At 74.0% G+C, this 14,731-nt stretch carries 15 protein-coding genes and 1 riboswitch; of the genes, 9 read left to right on the top strand and 6 right to left on the bottom strand.

The window, feature by feature from the left end:
* Positions 1 to 8: 8 nt before the first annotated feature.
* From MID12_RS24680 to MID12_RS24670, 3 genes are read right to left on the bottom strand one after another with little or no spacing between them, the layout of a single operon-like run.
* On the bottom strand, positions 9 to 1,079 hold the full coding sequence (locus tag MID12_RS24680) for a prenyltransferase/squalene oxidase repeat-containing protein (protein ID WP_040254031.1): 1,071 nt from the start codon (positions 1,077 to 1,079) through the stop codon (positions 9 to 11).
* Positions 1,076 to 1,807 carry a class I SAM-dependent methyltransferase gene (locus MID12_RS24675; RefSeq protein WP_040254029.1) on the bottom strand — a complete coding sequence of 244 codons (732 nt, stop codon included), beginning with the start codon at positions 1,805 to 1,807 and terminating at the stop codon, positions 1,076 to 1,078. Before MID12_RS24675 ends, MID12_RS24680 begins: the two co-directional genes overlap by 4 nt.
* A complete protein-coding gene (locus MID12_RS24670) occupies positions 1,801 to 3,201 on the bottom strand; it encodes a glycosyltransferase family 4 protein (RefSeq protein ID WP_263170810.1) in 1,401 nt (466 codons plus the stop codon). Before MID12_RS24670 ends, MID12_RS24675 begins: the two co-directional genes overlap by 7 nt.
* A 247-nt stretch (positions 3,202 to 3,448) precedes the next feature.
* Between MID12_RS24670 and MID12_RS24665 the strand changes: the two genes are divergently transcribed.
* The 6 genes from MID12_RS24665 to MID12_RS24640 all read left to right on the top strand — a co-directional run bounded on the left by MID12_RS24665 (position 3,449) and on the right by MID12_RS24640 (position 10,249).
* On the top strand, positions 3,449 to 4,102 hold the full coding sequence (locus tag MID12_RS24665) for a TetR family transcriptional regulator (RefSeq protein ID WP_263170809.1): 654 nt from the start codon (positions 3,449 to 3,451) through the stop codon (positions 4,100 to 4,102).
* Positions 4,099 to 4,232: riboswitch (cobalamin riboswitch) on the top strand. (Overlaps the previous gene by 4 nt.)
* A 111-nt stretch (positions 4,233 to 4,343) precedes the next feature.
* Entirely contained in the window at positions 4,344 to 5,594 is a 1,251-nt protein-coding gene (locus MID12_RS24660) for a prenyltransferase/squalene oxidase repeat-containing protein (protein ID WP_263170807.1), read from the top strand.
* Complete coding sequence (locus MID12_RS24655; RefSeq protein WP_411577002.1) at positions 5,591 to 6,316, top strand: SCO2322 family protein; 726 nt, start codon at positions 5,591 to 5,593, stop codon at positions 6,314 to 6,316. Before MID12_RS24660 ends, MID12_RS24655 begins: the two co-directional genes overlap by 4 nt.
* Before the next feature lie 29 nt (positions 6,317 to 6,345).
* A complete protein-coding gene (locus tag MID12_RS24650; protein WP_263173432.1) occupies positions 6,346 to 7,590 on the top strand; it encodes an energy-coupling factor transporter transmembrane component T in 1,245 nt (414 codons plus the stop codon).
* Positions 7,587 to 9,377 (top strand): ABC transporter ATP-binding protein, encoded by a 1,791-nt coding sequence (locus MID12_RS24645; protein ID WP_263170806.1) that lies wholly within the window; start codon positions 7,587 to 7,589, stop codon positions 9,375 to 9,377. Before MID12_RS24650 ends, MID12_RS24645 begins: the two co-directional genes overlap by 4 nt.
* Complete coding sequence (locus MID12_RS24640; RefSeq protein WP_263170805.1) at positions 9,374 to 10,249, top strand: ECF transporter S component; 876 nt, start codon at positions 9,374 to 9,376, stop codon at positions 10,247 to 10,249. Before MID12_RS24645 ends, MID12_RS24640 begins: the two co-directional genes overlap by 4 nt.
* Positions 10,250 to 10,312: 63 nt before the next feature.
* Here the strand turns inward: MID12_RS24640 and MID12_RS24635 are convergent, their stop codons facing one another.
* Positions 10,313 to 11,248, bottom strand: a complete 936-nt coding sequence (locus MID12_RS24635) for a LysR family transcriptional regulator (RefSeq protein WP_263170803.1) — start codon at positions 11,246 to 11,248, stop codon at positions 10,313 to 10,315.
* A gap of 125 nt (positions 11,249 to 11,373) precedes the next feature.
* Here MID12_RS24635 and MID12_RS24630 point away from each other — a divergent pair, with 125 nt between their 5' ends.
* Entirely contained in the window at positions 11,374 to 12,618 is a 1,245-nt protein-coding gene (locus MID12_RS24630; protein ID WP_263170801.1) for an MFS transporter, read from the top strand.
* A 22-nt stretch (positions 12,619 to 12,640) separates the two neighbouring features.
* Here the strand turns inward: MID12_RS24630 and MID12_RS24625 are convergent, their stop codons facing one another.
* Complete coding sequence (locus MID12_RS24625; RefSeq protein ID WP_040254013.1) at positions 12,641 to 12,874, bottom strand: hypothetical protein; 234 nt, start codon at positions 12,872 to 12,874, stop codon at positions 12,641 to 12,643.
* Between the two features lie 118 nt (positions 12,875 to 12,992).
* Complete coding sequence (locus MID12_RS24620; protein ID WP_040258279.1) at positions 12,993 to 13,436, bottom strand: ATP-binding protein; 444 nt, start codon at positions 13,434 to 13,436, stop codon at positions 12,993 to 12,995.
* A 210-nt stretch (positions 13,437 to 13,646) separates the two neighbouring features.
* Here MID12_RS24620 and MID12_RS24615 point away from each other — a divergent pair, with 210 nt between their 5' ends.
* Positions 13,647 to 14,507 carry a helix-turn-helix domain-containing protein gene (locus MID12_RS24615; protein WP_263170798.1) on the top strand — a complete coding sequence of 287 codons (861 nt, stop codon included), beginning with the start codon at positions 13,647 to 13,649 and terminating at the stop codon, positions 14,505 to 14,507.
* Positions 14,508 to 14,510: 3 nt separating this feature from the next.
* The gene (locus MID12_RS24610; RefSeq protein ID WP_263170796.1) at positions 14,511 to 14,726 is read left to right on the top strand and encodes a DUF397 domain-containing protein; all 216 of its coding nucleotides are present in this window, start codon (positions 14,511 to 14,513) and stop codon (positions 14,724 to 14,726) included.
* The last annotated feature ends 5 nt before the right edge of the window (positions 14,727 to 14,731 follow it).

The raw sequence follows: 14,731 nt of genomic DNA, 5'->3' as shown, positions 1-14,731 counted from the left end.
GGGCGGGCTCAGCAGCAGTCGGGGGCGAGTCCGCGCGGGAGGCGTTCGCCGGAGAAGACCGCGCAGGTGGCCTCGTCGCCGCCGAGGGCGGCGACCGCGAGGAGGACGGATCCGGCGGTCCAGGTGGTGAGTTCGCGCGGCCAGACCGCGGCGTCCTCGAAGACGTAGCCGGTCCAGTAGAGGCCGCTCTCCGGCTCGCGCAGGTGCTGGATGGACTGGAGGATCTCCAGGGCGCGGTCGGATTCGCCCACCGCCCAGAGGGCCAGGGCCAGTTCGGCGGATTCGCCGCCGGTCACCCAGGGGTTGGGGACCACGCAGCGCACCCCGAGGTCCGGCACCACGAAGCGGTCCCAGCCCGCCGCGATACGGGACTTGGCGGCCTCGCCGGTGACCGCGCCGCCGAGGACCGGGTAGTACCAGTCCATCGAGTAGCGGTCCTTGTCGAGGAAGAGCTCGGGGTGCGAGCGGATCGCGTGGCCGAGCGCGCCGAGCGCCAACTCCCAGTCGGGCTGCGGCTCTTCGCGCTGCTCGGCGAGGGCGAGCGCGCAGCGCAGGGCGTGGTGCATCGAGGAGCAGCCGGTGAGCAGCGCCTCGGTGACGGGCGTGCCGTCCGCCTCCCGCTTCCAGCCGATCTGCCCGCCGGGCTGCTGGAGCCCGAGCACGAACTCCATCGCCCGGGCCACCACCGGCCACATCCGGTCCAGGAAGGTGTCGTCGCCGGTGGCCAGATAGTGGTGCCAGACGCCGACCGCGATGTACGCGGTGAAGTTGGTCTCGCAGCTGCGGTCGCTGACCTCGTCGAAGTTGCCGTCGGTGTAGGCCGCGTACCAGGAGCCGTCCGGGTTCTGGTGCCGGGCCAGCCAGTCGTAGGCGCGCCAGGCGGCCTCGTGCTCGCCGGAGGCGTCCAGCGCCATGGCGGCCTCGGTGTGGTCCCAGGGGTCGAGGTGGTGGCCCCGGAACCAGGGGATGGCGCCGTCCGGGCGCTGGGCGGCGAGGATCCCCCGGACCGTGCGGGCGGCCTCTTCGGCCGTGAGGACGCCGTCGAGTACGAGGTGTTCGGTCCGCTCGGGGCTCGTCACGCCTCGGCCTTCGGCAGGTGGGGCTTGGTGGCGTAGGCGACGAAGCTCTTGCCGACGACCGGGTTGAGCAACTGCTCCGCGAGGCGCGTGGCCAGCGGCTTCTTCATGATGTCCCAGACGAGCAGCTTGTGGTATGCGCGCACCGGCAGCGCCTTGTCGTTGTCCACGCCGAAGGCGCACTTGAGCCACCAGTACGGGGAGTGCAGCGCGTGCGCGTGGTGGGTGCCGTAGGGCTTGAGTCCGGCCTCGCGCATCCGGTCGAGGAGTTCGTCGGCCCGGTAGATGCGGATGTGGCCGCCCTCGACCTCGTGGTAGGCGTCGCTCAGCGCCCAGCAGACCTTCTCGGGGCCGTAGCGGGGCACGGTCACCGCGATCCGGCCGCCGGGGCGCAGCACCCGGACCATCTCGGCGAGGACGCCCTTGTCGTCGGGGATGTGCTCCATGACCTCGGAGATGATGACGACGTCGAAGGAGTCGTCGGGGAAGGGCAGCGCGAGCGCGTCGCCCTCCATCGCGGTGGCGGTGGCGCCCGCCGGGGCCTCGTTGGCCTCCTTCATGGCGGCGAACCAGGTGGCGACCTCGCGGATCTCCTCGGCGTTCCGGTCCAGCGCGACGACCTGCGCCCCGCGCCGGTAGCACTCGAAGGCGTGCCGCCCGGCCCCGCAGCCGAGGTCGAGCACGCGATCGCCCGCGGCGAGCGGGAAACGGGAGAAGTCGACGGTCAGCACGTGGCCCTGCTTTCGCGATCCGGTACGGCAATTCCTTCGGCCGCCGCCGGGCGGGCGGCGGGGCGGCGCGCGGGGGCGGCGCCGGAGCGGGCGAGGGCCTCGCGGTAGCGCTCGGCGGTGCCCCGGGCGGCCTCGGCCCAGGTGAAGTTGGCGAGCACGCGCTCCCGGCCCGCGGCGCCCAGCCTGCGGCGCAGCCCCTCGTCGCCGAGCAGCCGCCCGAGGGCCGCGGCGAGCGCGCCGGACTCGCCGGGCGGCACCGCGAGGCAGGTCTCCCCGTCGGCTCCGGCGACCTCCGGGATGGCGCCGCCGGTGGTGGCGACGAGCGGGGTGCCGGTGGCCATCGCCTCGGCGGCCGGGAGCGAGAAGCCCTCGTACAGCGAGGGTACGCAGGCCACTTGGGCGGAGCGGACCAGGTCGACGAGTTCCTCGTCGGTGATGCCCTTGACGAAGTCGACGGCGCCCTCGAGTCCGTAGCGCTCGATCATCTGGGCGACCGGGCCGTCCTCGGCGCGCTTGCCGACGACGACGAGATGGGCCTCGGGCACCTCGGTGCGCAGCTTGGCGAGGGCCTCGACGAGGTGGACGAGGCCCTTCAGCGGGACGTCCGCGCTGGAGGTGGTGACGATCCGGCCGGGCACCTCGGCCACCGAGGGGTCGGGGCGGAACAGGCCGGTGTCGGCGCCGATGTGCACGACGTGGACGCGGGAGGGCGCGACGCCGAGGTGGTCGACGATCTCCTGCCGGGAGCTGCCGGAGACGGTGAGCACCGACTCCAGCCTGCGGGCCACCCGCTTCTGCATCCGGGTGAAGGCGTACCAGCGGCGCACCGAGGCCCGGCGGCGCCAGTGCGGGGCGGCGTCCAGCTCCAACTGCCGGTCCACGGTGATCGGATGGTGGATGGTGGTGACGAGCGGGGCGCCGAGGTCGCCCAACAGCCCGTATCCGAGGGTCTGGTTGTCGTGCACGACGTCGAACTCCCCCGCGCGGGCGCGCAGATGGCGACCGGCCCGCAGCGAGAAGGTGAGCGGCTCGGGGAAGCCGCCGGTGAGCATGGTGGCGACTTCGAGGGCGTCGATCCAGTCGCGGTACTCGCCGCGCGCGGGTCTGCGGAAGGGGTCCGAGGGCCGGTAGAGGTCCAGGCTCGGCAGCTCGGTCAGGCGCGGATTGGGGGCGCCGCCGGTGCCGTTCCCGTCGAGGACGGGGTAGGGCTGGGCGCCGATGACCTCGACCTGGTGGCCGAGGCGGGCGAGTTCCCGGGACAGGTGCCGTACGTAGACGCCCTGGCCCCCGCAGTACGGGTTGCCCTTGTAGCTGAGCAGGGCGATGCGCAGCGGCCGGTCACCGTCGGGGGCGGAGCCCGCGCGATGGCCGTCCTTCCTGGCCTCAGCGGTCACTCCGGGCCCCCTTCTCACGGCTCTTTCACGCGAGACTACGCGCGGCGCTAACCTAGAACAAGTTTCAGAGTGGAGCATTCCGGAACGCTCGGAGGATCGAATTTACCGGCTGGTAGCCCGTACTGTGCCGGGCGGACCAGGTGATTCGCGCCACGGCCGAGCCCCCTGCCATGCTGTGCCGTCCGGGGGCAGCGCGGCCCCGGCGCGGCGACGCTCCCGCACCCGGCAGCCCGCACGGAACGGACAGATGGCAACGCACGCACGGCCCTCGCATCCGGCCTCCCCGCAGACCGAGCGGCAGGCGGCCCGGCGCCGCCGGATGCTGCGCGCGAGCGCCGAGCTGGCCGCGCGGGGCGGCTTCGACGCCGTGCAGATGCGCGAGGTCGCCGAGGTCGCGCAGGTCGCCCTCGGCACCCTGTACCGCTACTTCCCGTCCAAGGTCCATCTGCTCGTGGCGACCATGCAGGACAAGCTCGGCCAGCTGCACACCACGCTGCGCGAGCGGCCCCCGGACGGGGCGGGCCCCGCCGAACGGGTCGCCGCGACCCTGATGCGCGCCTTCCGCGCCCTCCAGCGCGAACCGCTGCTCGCCGACGCCATGGTGCGCGCGCTGACCTTCGCCGACCGCTCGGTCAGCGCCGAGGTCGACCAGGTCACCCGGCAGACCATGGCGCTCATCCTGGACGCCATGGGCCTCGCGGATCCGAGCCCGGCGCAGCTGTCCGCGGTCCGGGTGATCGCGCACACCTGGCACTCGGCGCTGATCACCTGGGTCTCCGGCCGCGCCTCGATCACCCAGGTCGGCTTCGACATCGAGACGGTGTGCCGCCTCATCGACCTCACCTCGGCCGGGCCGCCCGAGGAGCCGCCGGGCCGAACCGCCCCCGGACCCGACCGGTAAAGTGACCGCGTCGTTCTCATGCCCGCCTCGGGGGAAGCCGGTGGAAACCCGGCGCTGACCCGCAACCGTGAGCCGCCCGTCCCCGAAACGGCGGCGAGCCGGAATGCCCGGGGCGGATATGACCGGCTCGCGTCACCGGGACCCCGGTGACAGGCACCGTCGAGGCATACGGGGCCGCAGCCGCCCGGTGCTCCGCGTGCCGTGCCGCGCGGCTCCGCCACAGGGAGAGGCACCGCCGCTCATGAACGTTCGCCGCACCGCAGCGGTTCTCGCCGCCGTCGCCGTGACCGGGGCGGCCTCCGCACCGGCCGCGCTCGCCGAGACCCCGAAGCCGTCCCCCTCGGTGGCCCTGCCCTCCGGCCTGTACGGGAAGGCGGACCCGCAGTTCGACGGGGTCTGGCGGCAGTCGCTCGCCTTCCTCGCCCAGGACACCGCCTCGGTGCGGCCCGCGGACAAGGCGGTCGACTGGCTCACCGGACAGCAGTGCGCGGACGGCTCCTTCGCCCCCTTCCGCGCCGACGCCGCCGCGGCCTGCGGCAAGAAGACCCCCGTGGACAGCAACAGCACGGCCGCCGCGGTGCAGGCCCTCGCCGCGCTCGGCGGGCACGAGAAGACCACCGGCAAGGCGGTCGGCTGGCTGAAGTCGGTGCAGAACAAGGACGGCGGCTGGGGCTACAACCCGGGCGGCGCCAGCGACACCAACTCCACCTCCCTGGTCATCGGCGCCCTGAAGGCCGCGGGCGAGGACCCGGCCGCGGTGCGCAAGGGCGGCAAGTCGCCCTTCGACGCGCTGGACGCGCTGACCGTGCCCTGCACCGTCAAGGACGGCGGCGGCGCCTTCGCCTTCCAGCCCGGCAAGTCCGCGGGCGGGCAGCAGCCGGGCCCGCTGGAGCCCAACGCGGACGCCTCCGCCGCCGGAGTCCTCGGCAGCCTCGGCAAGGGCCTGGCCGCCACCGGGGGCGGGAAGGACGCGGGCGGCGCCTGCGTCGAGCCCGGCGCGGCCACCCCGAAGGAGAGCGCGGCGGGCGCCGCGGACTACCTGGAGAAGGAGCTGACGGGCGGCACCCATCTGATGTCGGTGATGCCGGGCGCCGAGAAGAAGCCCGACTTCGGCAACACCGCGGACACCGTGGTCGCGCTGGCCGCCGCGGGCCGCCCGGACGCGGCCCGTAAGGCGTACGGCTGGCTGGAGAAGAACGCGGCCGACTGGGCGCGCGGGGGCGGTCCCGCCGCCTACGCGCAGCTGGTGCTCGCCGCGCACGCCGTCGGCGCCGACCCCCGCGCCTTCGGCTCCACCGACCTGGTCGGCGCGCTCGACGCCCAGGGCCCGGCGCCCGAGTCGCAGAAGGACGGCAGCGCCGAGGACGCCGCGCAGGACAAGGAGAAGGACGAGGACGGCACCAGCGTCTGGTGGATCGTCGGCGTCGGGCTCGTCGCCGGTATCGGGGTCGGCTTCCTGTTCAGCAGCCGCAACAAGAAGCAGGGGAAGTGACCGGCCGGGTCCCGGAGTCGGCGGCCCCGGCGGACGGGCGCCGCACCCCGGCACCCCGCCGCGCGCCCGCCCTGGCCGCCCCGCTCGCCGCCGTACTGACCGCCGTACTCGCCGTCCTGCTCGCGGCGGCGCCCGCGGGGGCCGCCGGTTACCGGTACTGGTCCTTCTGGGAGCGCGAGAACAACGCCTGGCGGTACGCGAGTCAGGGCCCCTCGCTGACGCGCCCCGCGGACGGGTCGGTGCAGGGCTTCCGGTTCTCCGTGAGCGAGGACTCGAAGGACGCCGCCAAGCCGCGCGGCGAGGCCGACTTCGGCACGGTCTGCGCGGACACCCCGGCCGAGAAGGGCCGCAAACGCCTCGCCCTGGTCCTCGACTTCGGCACCCCGGCCGACGCCCCCGGGGGCGAGTCGCCGCCGAAGCCGCGCACCGTCTGCGCGCGGGTGCCCGCCGACGCCAGCACCGCCGAGGCGCTCGCCGCGGTGGCCGAACCGCTGCGCTACGACAGCAAGGCCCTGCTCTGCGCGATCGCGGGCTACCCGAAGTCCGGCTGCGGCGAACAGGTCTCGGGCGAGGCCGAGCGCGAGCCCGGCACCCGAGGCGAGGCCGGGGACGGCTCCGGCGGCGAGGACGGCGGCCCCTCCTTCGGCCTGATCGGCGGCGGCGCCCTGGTCGTCCTGGTGGCCGTCGCCGCCGGGGTGCGGGCCAAGCGCCGCCGCGGCTGAGGCCCGCCGCCGTGCCCCGCACCACCGCCATGCCCCGCCGCGGCCCGCTGCGCCCGGCCCCCTTCGCGAGCCGCTCGGGCGCCCTGCACCCCGGGGCCTGGTGGCTGTGGGCGCTCGGCCTCGGCACCGCCGCCTCGCGCACCACCAATCCGCTGCTCCTCGCCCTGCTGATCGCGGTCGCCGGGTACGTGGTGGCCGCGCGCCGGACCTCGGCGCCCTGGGCCCGCTCGTACGGGGCCTTCGTGCGCCTGGGACTGGTGGTCCTCGGTATCCGGCTCCTGTTCGCGGTGGTCCTCGGATCGCCGATCCCGGGATCGCACGTCCTCCTCACGCTGCCGGAGGCGCCGCTGCCCGACTGGGCGCAGGGCGTGCGGATCGGCGGCCGGGTCACCGCCGAGGGCCTGGTCTTCGCCGCCTACGACGGGCTCAAGCTCGCCACCCTGCTGATCTGCGTCGGCGCCGCGAACGCCCTGGCCAGCCCCTTCCGCCTGCTCAAATCGCTGCCGGGCGCGCTCTACGAGGTGGGGGTCGCCGTGGTGGTCGCGATGACCTTCGCCCCGCAGCTGATCGCGGACATCGGCAGGCTGCGGGCGGCCCGGCGGCTGCGCGGGCGCCCCGACAAGGGGCTGCGCGGACTCCTCCAGGTCGGACTGCCGGTCCTGGAGGGCGCCTTGGAGCGCTCGGTGGCGCTCGCCGCCGCCATGGACGCCCGCGGCTTCGGCCGCACCACCCCGGTCTCCGCCGCGCTCCGGCGCACCACCGGCGCCCTGACCCTCGGCGGCCTCATCCTGGTCTGCGCGGGCACCTACGGACTGCTCACCGCGGACGGCTCCGGTTACGCACCGCCCCTGCTGGGCGCGGGAGTCGCCGCCGTGCTCGCCGGGCTGCGCCTCGGCGGCCGCCGCTCGCCGCGCACCCGCTACCGCCCCGACGTCTGGGGCGCCCGGGCCTGGCTGGTCGCGGGCAGCGGGGCCGCCGTCGCCGCCGCGATGATCTGGGCGGGGTCCGCGTACACCGAGGCCCTGCGGCCCGGGGTGGTCCCGCTGGTGGCCCCGGAACTGCCGCTGTGGACGGCCGCGGGCATCCTGCTCGGCCTGCTGCCCGCCCTGGTGGCACCGGTGCCGCCGCCCGCACAGCGCCCGGGCCGCACCCCGGAACCCGAAGCGGAGCCACCCGCCGCCGACGGCGCGGCGCCCCGCCGCGACCGGCTGCGCCCCGCGCCCGCGGCCCCGCACACCCCCGAACAGCCGCCCGGCGCCGAGGAGTTCACATGATCCGCTTCGAGGAGGTCTCCGTCACCTACGACGGCGGTGACCGACCCGCCCTCGCCGGGGCCGACTTCACCGTCCCGGAGGGCGAACTCGTGCTGCTCGTCGGCCCCTCGGGCGCGGGCAAGTCCACCCTGCTCGGCGCGGTCGGCGGACTGGTCCCGCACTTCACCGGCGGCACCCTGCGCGGCCGGGTGACGGTGGCGGGCCGCGACACCCGTACCCACAAGCCCCGCGAACTCGCCGACGCGGTGGGCACCGTGGGCCAGGACCCGCTGGCGCACTTCGTCACCGACACCGTCGAGGACGAACTCGCCTACGGCATGGAGTCCTTGGGCCTCGCCCCCGCGGTGATGCGCCGCCGGGTGGAGGAGACCCTCGACCTGCTGGGCCTCGCCCCGCTGCGGGACCGCCCGCTCGGCACCCTCTCCGGCGGGCAGCAGCAGCGCGTCGCCATCGGCTCGGTGCTCACCCCGCACCCGCGCGCCCTCGTCCTCGACGAACCGACCTCCGCCCTCGACCCGGCCGCCGCCGAGGAGGTGCTCGCCGTGCTCCAGCGCCTCGTGCACGACCTCGGCACGACGGTACTGATGGCGGAGCACCGCCTGGAACGCGTCGTCCAGTACGCCGACCAGGTGCTGCTGCTGCCCGGCCGCGGCGAGGCCCCGGTGCTCGGCGACCCGGCCGGCCTCATGGCGCGCTCCCCCGTCTTCCCCCCGGTGGTCGGCCTCGGCCGCCTCGCGGGCTGGTCCCCGCTGCCGCTCACGGTCCGGGACGCCCGCCGCCGCGCGGCCGAACTGCGCGAACGCCTCGCGCACCGGACCCCACCGGCCGACAACGGGCAGGCGGACAGGGCGAGTTCGAGTGCGGGCAGGGAGGGCCCGAGCGCAGAGGGACCGGGCACGACAGGAGCGGGCGCTGCGGGACCGAGCGGTGCAGGACCGGGCGCCGCGGAATCGGCGGCATCGGGGTCGGGCACAGCCGGACCGGGCGCGGCCGGACCGCACCCCGGCGGCCCAGGCAAGAAGGCGCCCGCCCCGGACCCCGTCGCCGTGGTGCGCGGGCTCGGGGTGCGCCGCGGCCGGGTCGAGGCGCTGCGGGGCGTGGACCTGACCGTACGGCCGGGTGAGACGGTGGCGCTGATGGGCCGCAACGGCGCGGGCAAGTCCACCCTGCTCTCCGCCCTGGTCGGCCTCCTCGCCCCCACCGCGGGCAGCGTGCACGTCCAGAGCCTGGTCCCCCACCGCACGGCACCGCGCCGACTCCTCGGCCACGTAGGCCTCGTACCGCAGGAGCCGCGCGATCTGCTGTACGCGGACACCGTCGCGGCGGAGTGCGCGGCGGCCGACCGGGACGCGGCGGCGGCGCCCGGCAGCTGCCGGGACCTGGTGACGCGGCTGCTGCCCGGGATCGGGGACGGCACCCATCCGCGGGACCTGTCCGAGGGGCAGCGCCTCGTCCTCGCCCTCGCCGTGATCCTCACCGCGCGGCCCCCGCTGCTGCTGCTCGACGAGCCGACCCGCGGCCTCGACTACGCCGCCAAGTCCCGCCTCGCCGGCATCCTGCGCGAACTCGCCGCCGAGGGCCACGCGCTCGTACTCGCCACCCACGACGTGGAGTTGGCCGCCGAGATCGCCCACCGGGTGGTCATCCTGGCCGAGGGCGAGAGCGTCGCCGACGGACCGACCGCCGAGATCGTGGTCTCCTCGCCCTCCTTCGCCCCGCAGGTGACGAAGATCCTCGCCCCGCAGCAGTGGCTCACCGTCGCCCAGGTCGAGGAGGCGCTGACATGAGCGGCCGCAGCACCACCGAGCACCCGCAGGACCCCTCCCGGGCGGCGGTGCGCGCCGTACGGATCGGCCCGCGTTCGGTCCTCGCGCTGGCCCTGGTGAGCGCGGTGGGCGTGGCGGCCTTCGGCTGGCCGCTGCTCGCGAGCCGCGGATCCGGGGTCAACGCCCATGCGCAGGACGCCCCTTGGCTCTTCGCGGGGCTGCTCGTACTCCTTGTCGGGGTGGTCACGGCGGCGCTGTCCGAGTCCGGGCTCGGCCCGAAGGCCGTCGCGATGCTCGGGGTGCTCGCCGCGACCGGGGCGGCCCTGCGCCCGCTCGGCGCCGGTACCGCGGGCCTGGAGCCGATGTTCTTCCTCATGGTGCTCAGCGGCCGGGTCCTCGGACCGGGCTTCGGCTTCGTCCTCGGTTCGGTGACCATGTTCGCCTCGGCGCTGCTCACCGGCGGAGTGGGACCCTGGATGCCCTTCCAGATGCTGTCCATGGGCTGGTTCACCATGGGCGCGGGACTGCTGCCGGGCCCCGCCCGCCTGCGCGGCCGCGGCGAACTCCTGCTGCTCGCCGGGTACGGGGGCCTCGCCGCCCTCGCCTACGGCACGATCATGAACCTCTCCGGCTGGCCCTTCATGGACTCCCTCAGCTCCGGCATCGCCTTCGACCCCGACCTCGCCCTGCACGAGAACCTGGCCCGCTTTTTCGCCTACTGCCTCGCCACCTCCCTCGGCTGGGACCTCGGCCGGGCCGCGCTCACCGTGGTCCTGACCTTCACCCTCGGCGGCACGGTGCTGCGGGCCCTGCGGCGGGCGACGAGGCGGGCGGCGTTCGAGGTGCCGGTGGTCTTCGAGGGGGCGGGCCGGGAGCCGAGGCCGGACGACTGACGCTCCGGCGCCCTTGTCCCGTAGGGGCGCAATCCGCGGCACTCCCCTGCCGAGTGGGCCTGTTCAGCGGGGCAGCACCCAGCCCGGCGTCCAGGTCCCGGCGGCGCCGTGACCGGCCGCGGTGGCGGCGAGATGGGCGCGGAGGGTGGCCAGGGCCGGGTGGGGGTTGTCGCGATGCCAGAGGAGCGAGTGCGGGTAGACCGGGGTCGGATCGGTCACCGGGATGCGGCGCAGTCCGTGGCCCGCGGGCCAGATGAGCCGGGTGTGCTCGCCCATGAAGGTGGCCAGGGCCGGGGTGTCGGCGATGGTGTCGAGGAGCGCGTCGGAGCCGAAGTTGGGGCCGGTCGCCTCGATGGTCAGGCCGAACTCGGCGGTGAGGTCGTCGTAGTAGGCGCCCCACTCGGTGCCCGGGACGATGCCGGGCATCCAGATCCGGTGCCCGGCGAGCTGGTCGAGGGTCACCGACCGGGCGCCCGCCAGCGCGTGGGCGGGGCCGGTGAGGAGTTGGAGCGGCTCGTCGAGCACCCGGACGGAGGCGATGTCCTCGCCGAGCGCGTGGCCGGGGGCGGTGACGGCGCGGAAGGAGGCGTCGATCGCCCCGGAGCGGACGGCGCCGAGGGCCGCCTCGATCTCGAACAGCATCACCACGTCGAGATCGACCTCCGGGTACGCGCGGTGGAATCCGCGCATCAGGCCCGATTGGGCGCCGCGCGAGGCGATCACATCGACGCGCAGCGGACGGCGGCCGGGGCGCACGGAGGCGACCGCGCGCTCGGCGACCCGCAGCAGCTCGCGGGCCTGCGGCAGGAACGCCTGCCCGTCGATGGTGAGTTCGGCGCCGCGCGGGGCGCGGGTGAACAGCCGCACGCCCAGGCCGCGTTCCAGCGCGGCGATGCGCTTGGAGACGGCTTGCTGGCTGACCGCCAGCTCGGCGGCGGCCCGCTGGAACTGACCGGCTTCCGCGACGGCGACGAAGGTGCGTACGGCTTCGAGGTCCACGCCGATCCACCTTAGGCAACAACCACCGGTTGTGCGGAGTCGCCCGTGCGGTTGTTTGACCTGCGGCGGTGCCGCTCGCTTGGCTCTCCCGGTCAACACCGGTTTGTTCGGGGGGAGCGCGGAGCATGGTGGGCAGCAGACCGCTGGGCCGGGGGTTCGGCTGGCTGTGGGCGGCCTACGCGGTGAGCGCCTACGGCTCCGGGCTCGGCTTCGGTGCCCTGCCGCTGATCGCCGTGCTGGCCCTCGACGCCACTCCCGCCGAGGTGTCCGCGCTGTCCGCGGTGGGACCCGCGGTGGGCGCGCTGATCGCGGTGCCGCTCGCCCCGTGGGGGGAGTTCCGGCGCAAGCGCCCGGTCATGATCGCGATGGACCTGACCCGCTGCGCGGTCCTGGCCTCGGTCCCCATCGCCTACGCCCTCGGCTGGCTCGGTCTCGCCCAGCTGTTCGTGGTCTCCGCCGTGGTCGCCGCGGCCAGGATCGCCTTCACCGCGGCCGGGGGCGCCTACCTCAAGTCCCTCGTCCGGCCCGAGGACCTGCTCGTGGCCAACTCCCGCTTCGAGTCCACGAACTGGAGCTCCCTCGCCGTCGGCCCCCCGCTCGGCGGCGCGGCGATCGGCCTCTTCGGCCCGGTCGCCACCGTCCTCGCCGACGCCCTCAGCCACCTGCTCTCCGCCCTGGCCCTCACCGCGATCCGCGGCCGGGAGGAGACACCGCGGCCCACCGGGAAGAGCCCGGTCCGGGCGGCCGGGGTGCTCGACGGCTGGCGGCACATCCTCGGCCATCCCGGCCTGCGGGCGCTCTACCTCAACAACCTGCTCGTCTCCGGCCTGATCATGGCCACCGAACCACTCCTCGCCGTGCTCCTCCTCCGCCAACTCGGCTTCCCACCCTGGCAGTACGGACTCGCCTTCGCCGCCCCCTGCCTCGGCGGACTCCTCGGCTCACGGCTGGCCCGCCGCGTCGTGGCCCGCCACGGCCGCCACCGGGTCTTCCGCACCGTCGGCACCCTGCGCGTGGTCTGGCTGATCGGCCTGGCCTTCGTCCGGCCCGGCGTCCTCGGCCTCGTCACCGTGATCGTCCTGGAGCTGGCGATCATCATCACCATGAGCCTGTACACCCCGGTACTCGCCACCTACCGGCTCGAACACACCCCCACCCACCTCGTCACCCGCACCCTCTCGGCCTGGTCCATCGGCCAGCAGGCCTCCATCGCCACCCTCACCGCCCTCACCGGCCTGCTCGCCGACACCACCAGCCCCCGCACCGCACTCACCACCGCGGGCCTGCTCATCCTGGCCACCCCGCTGCTGCTGCCCCGGCAGGAGGAGACCGGGCGGGGGGTTCCGGATCCGTGGGGGGCCGGGTACTGATCGCTCCGCGGCGGCCAGGTTCTCAGTGCCCCGCGTGATCCGTCCGATCCGCCCGGTCCCGGATCCACTGGGCCAGCTCCCGCACCAACGGCACCGAGGCGCGGCCCAGTTGGACGAGCGGCTCCCCGGTGATCGTCGGCAGGTCACCCCGCAGCGAGGGCAGGGTGAGTCCGGCGAGCCGGAGCGCGTCGGCGAGTTCGCCCGCGGCCCGCTCGCCTTCTTCCAGGGCCTCGTGGTGCGCTGCGTAGTACGTCATCGATGAACTGCCTTTCTCCGGACCTTCTCCGGACTTCTTCCAGAGCCTCTTCGGGTGTTCTCAGGACTCTCCGCAGCACGGGCCGAGCGCGGTGCGGCCTCCCGTGCTGCGGGAACTGTCAGCGCTCGGGCAGGACTTGGGGCACCGAGGCGAATTCGCACCAGACGCTCTTGCCGATCACATGCGGGGTGACGCCCCAGCGGGCACAGAGCGCGCTGACCATCAGCAGCCCGCGACCGCTCTCCGCCATGTCCTCGGCGCACTCGGTTCCCAGGGCGTCCACCTCGTCAAGAGGCAGGCGCGGCAGGCCGGTTGCCCAGTCGCGCACCTCGATGCGCAGGGCCTCGTCCGCCAGCTCGTACGTCACCGCGACCCAGCTCTCCCGCGCCGCGCGCCCGTGCACGACCGCATTGGCCATCAACTCCCCTACGACGGACTCCGCGTCGTCGGCCAGCCCCGCTAACCCCCAGCGCTGGGCGACCTCCCGTGCCGCGGTGCGGGCCACGCGGACGGCGGGACGGAAGCGTCGGTAACGGAGTTGCTCGGTTCGCCCAATGAGCATGGTCGTGCCCCCTGGCATCGGAACGAGAGGCAGCCGGACAGAACCCATGCCCTCACGCATGGCCATCGCCTCATCACAGTAAGTACTGTGCACTACGCGGGCCCCGAAGTGTCAAGTCACCACTTCGGGTACCTCTGAGAGCTAGTTGCCGTTACTGTCCGCCGACGGCACACTTGACCTGCTGAAGTCCCGGGGAAGGCAGTCCTGGCAATGCCGCTCAACCACAACCCGACCATCCGGCAACGCCGACTCGCGCGCAGGCTGCGGGAGTTGCGCATAGCGGCCGGGCTGACGCATGCGGACACGGCCGAGGTGCTCGGCTCCGCCGAGTCGAAGGTCGGTCGCATCGAGAACGCCCAGTCCGGCGTCCGCCTGCCCGACCTCCGCGCCCTGCTCGACGCCTACGGCGTGACGGACGCCCAGGAACGCGCCGAGATCGAGACGCTCTCCCGCGAGGCGAAGAAAAAGGGCTGGTGGTCCCATTACGCCAACGCCGTCGACTCCGCGTACGCCGCCTATGTCGCGGAGGAGTGGGAAGCGAGCGAGCTGTACAACGTCGAGACGAGTCTGGTGCCGGGTCTGCTCCAGATCCCGGAGTATGCCGAAGCAGTGGCGCGGCTACAGAGACCAGATCTCACCGACGAGGAAAGGGCGGCCCAGATCAAGGTACGCGGCGAACGGCGCCAAGTACTGTCGCGGGAAATCCCGTTGCAGCTCTGGACCATCATCACAGAATCTGTTCTGTACCACCGCACTGCTGCACCCTCGGTCATGAAGGAGCAACTCGAATCGCTCCTCGCCGACAGTCGGAAGCCGAACATCCAGCTCCAGGTGCTGCCACGCGAAGACCCCATGAACGCCTGCCTTTTCGGGCCCTTCGTGATCATGACCTTCCCCGCCACCGCGGAGACCGACATCATCTACACCGAGTCGCCGACCAGCACCTTGTACTACGAGGAGCAGAGCGACGTGGACACCTACACCACGCTCTTCCGCAGACTCAACGTCGCGGCGGCCAACGCCAGTAGATCGCGAACCCTCATTCAAGCTGCCCTCAAGGAAGCGATGTAGAGAATGAATCCCTCCCTCTCCTCCGCCTCAGCCAGCGCGTTGACGTGGATCAAGTCCTCCTACTCCGGCGTCAACGGAAATTGCCTGGAGATAGCCCAACTCCCCAGCGAGTCCAGGGCAGTCCGTGACAGCAAGGTCCCGTACGGACCGGTGCTCGGCTTCTCCGCCACTCACTGGGCCAAATTCACCGCCGGGGTGAAGGCCGGGCAGATCGCGTAGCTCCG

This window comes from Streptomyces sp. SCSIO ZS0520 (assembly GCF_025643355.1).
GTDB classification, from domain to species: Bacteria; Actinomycetota; Actinomycetes; order Streptomycetales; family Streptomycetaceae; genus Streptomyces; species Streptomyces physcomitrii.
The sequence above is the reverse complement of the archived record's forward strand: the minus strand, read 5'-3'. Positions and strand labels throughout refer to the sequence as shown.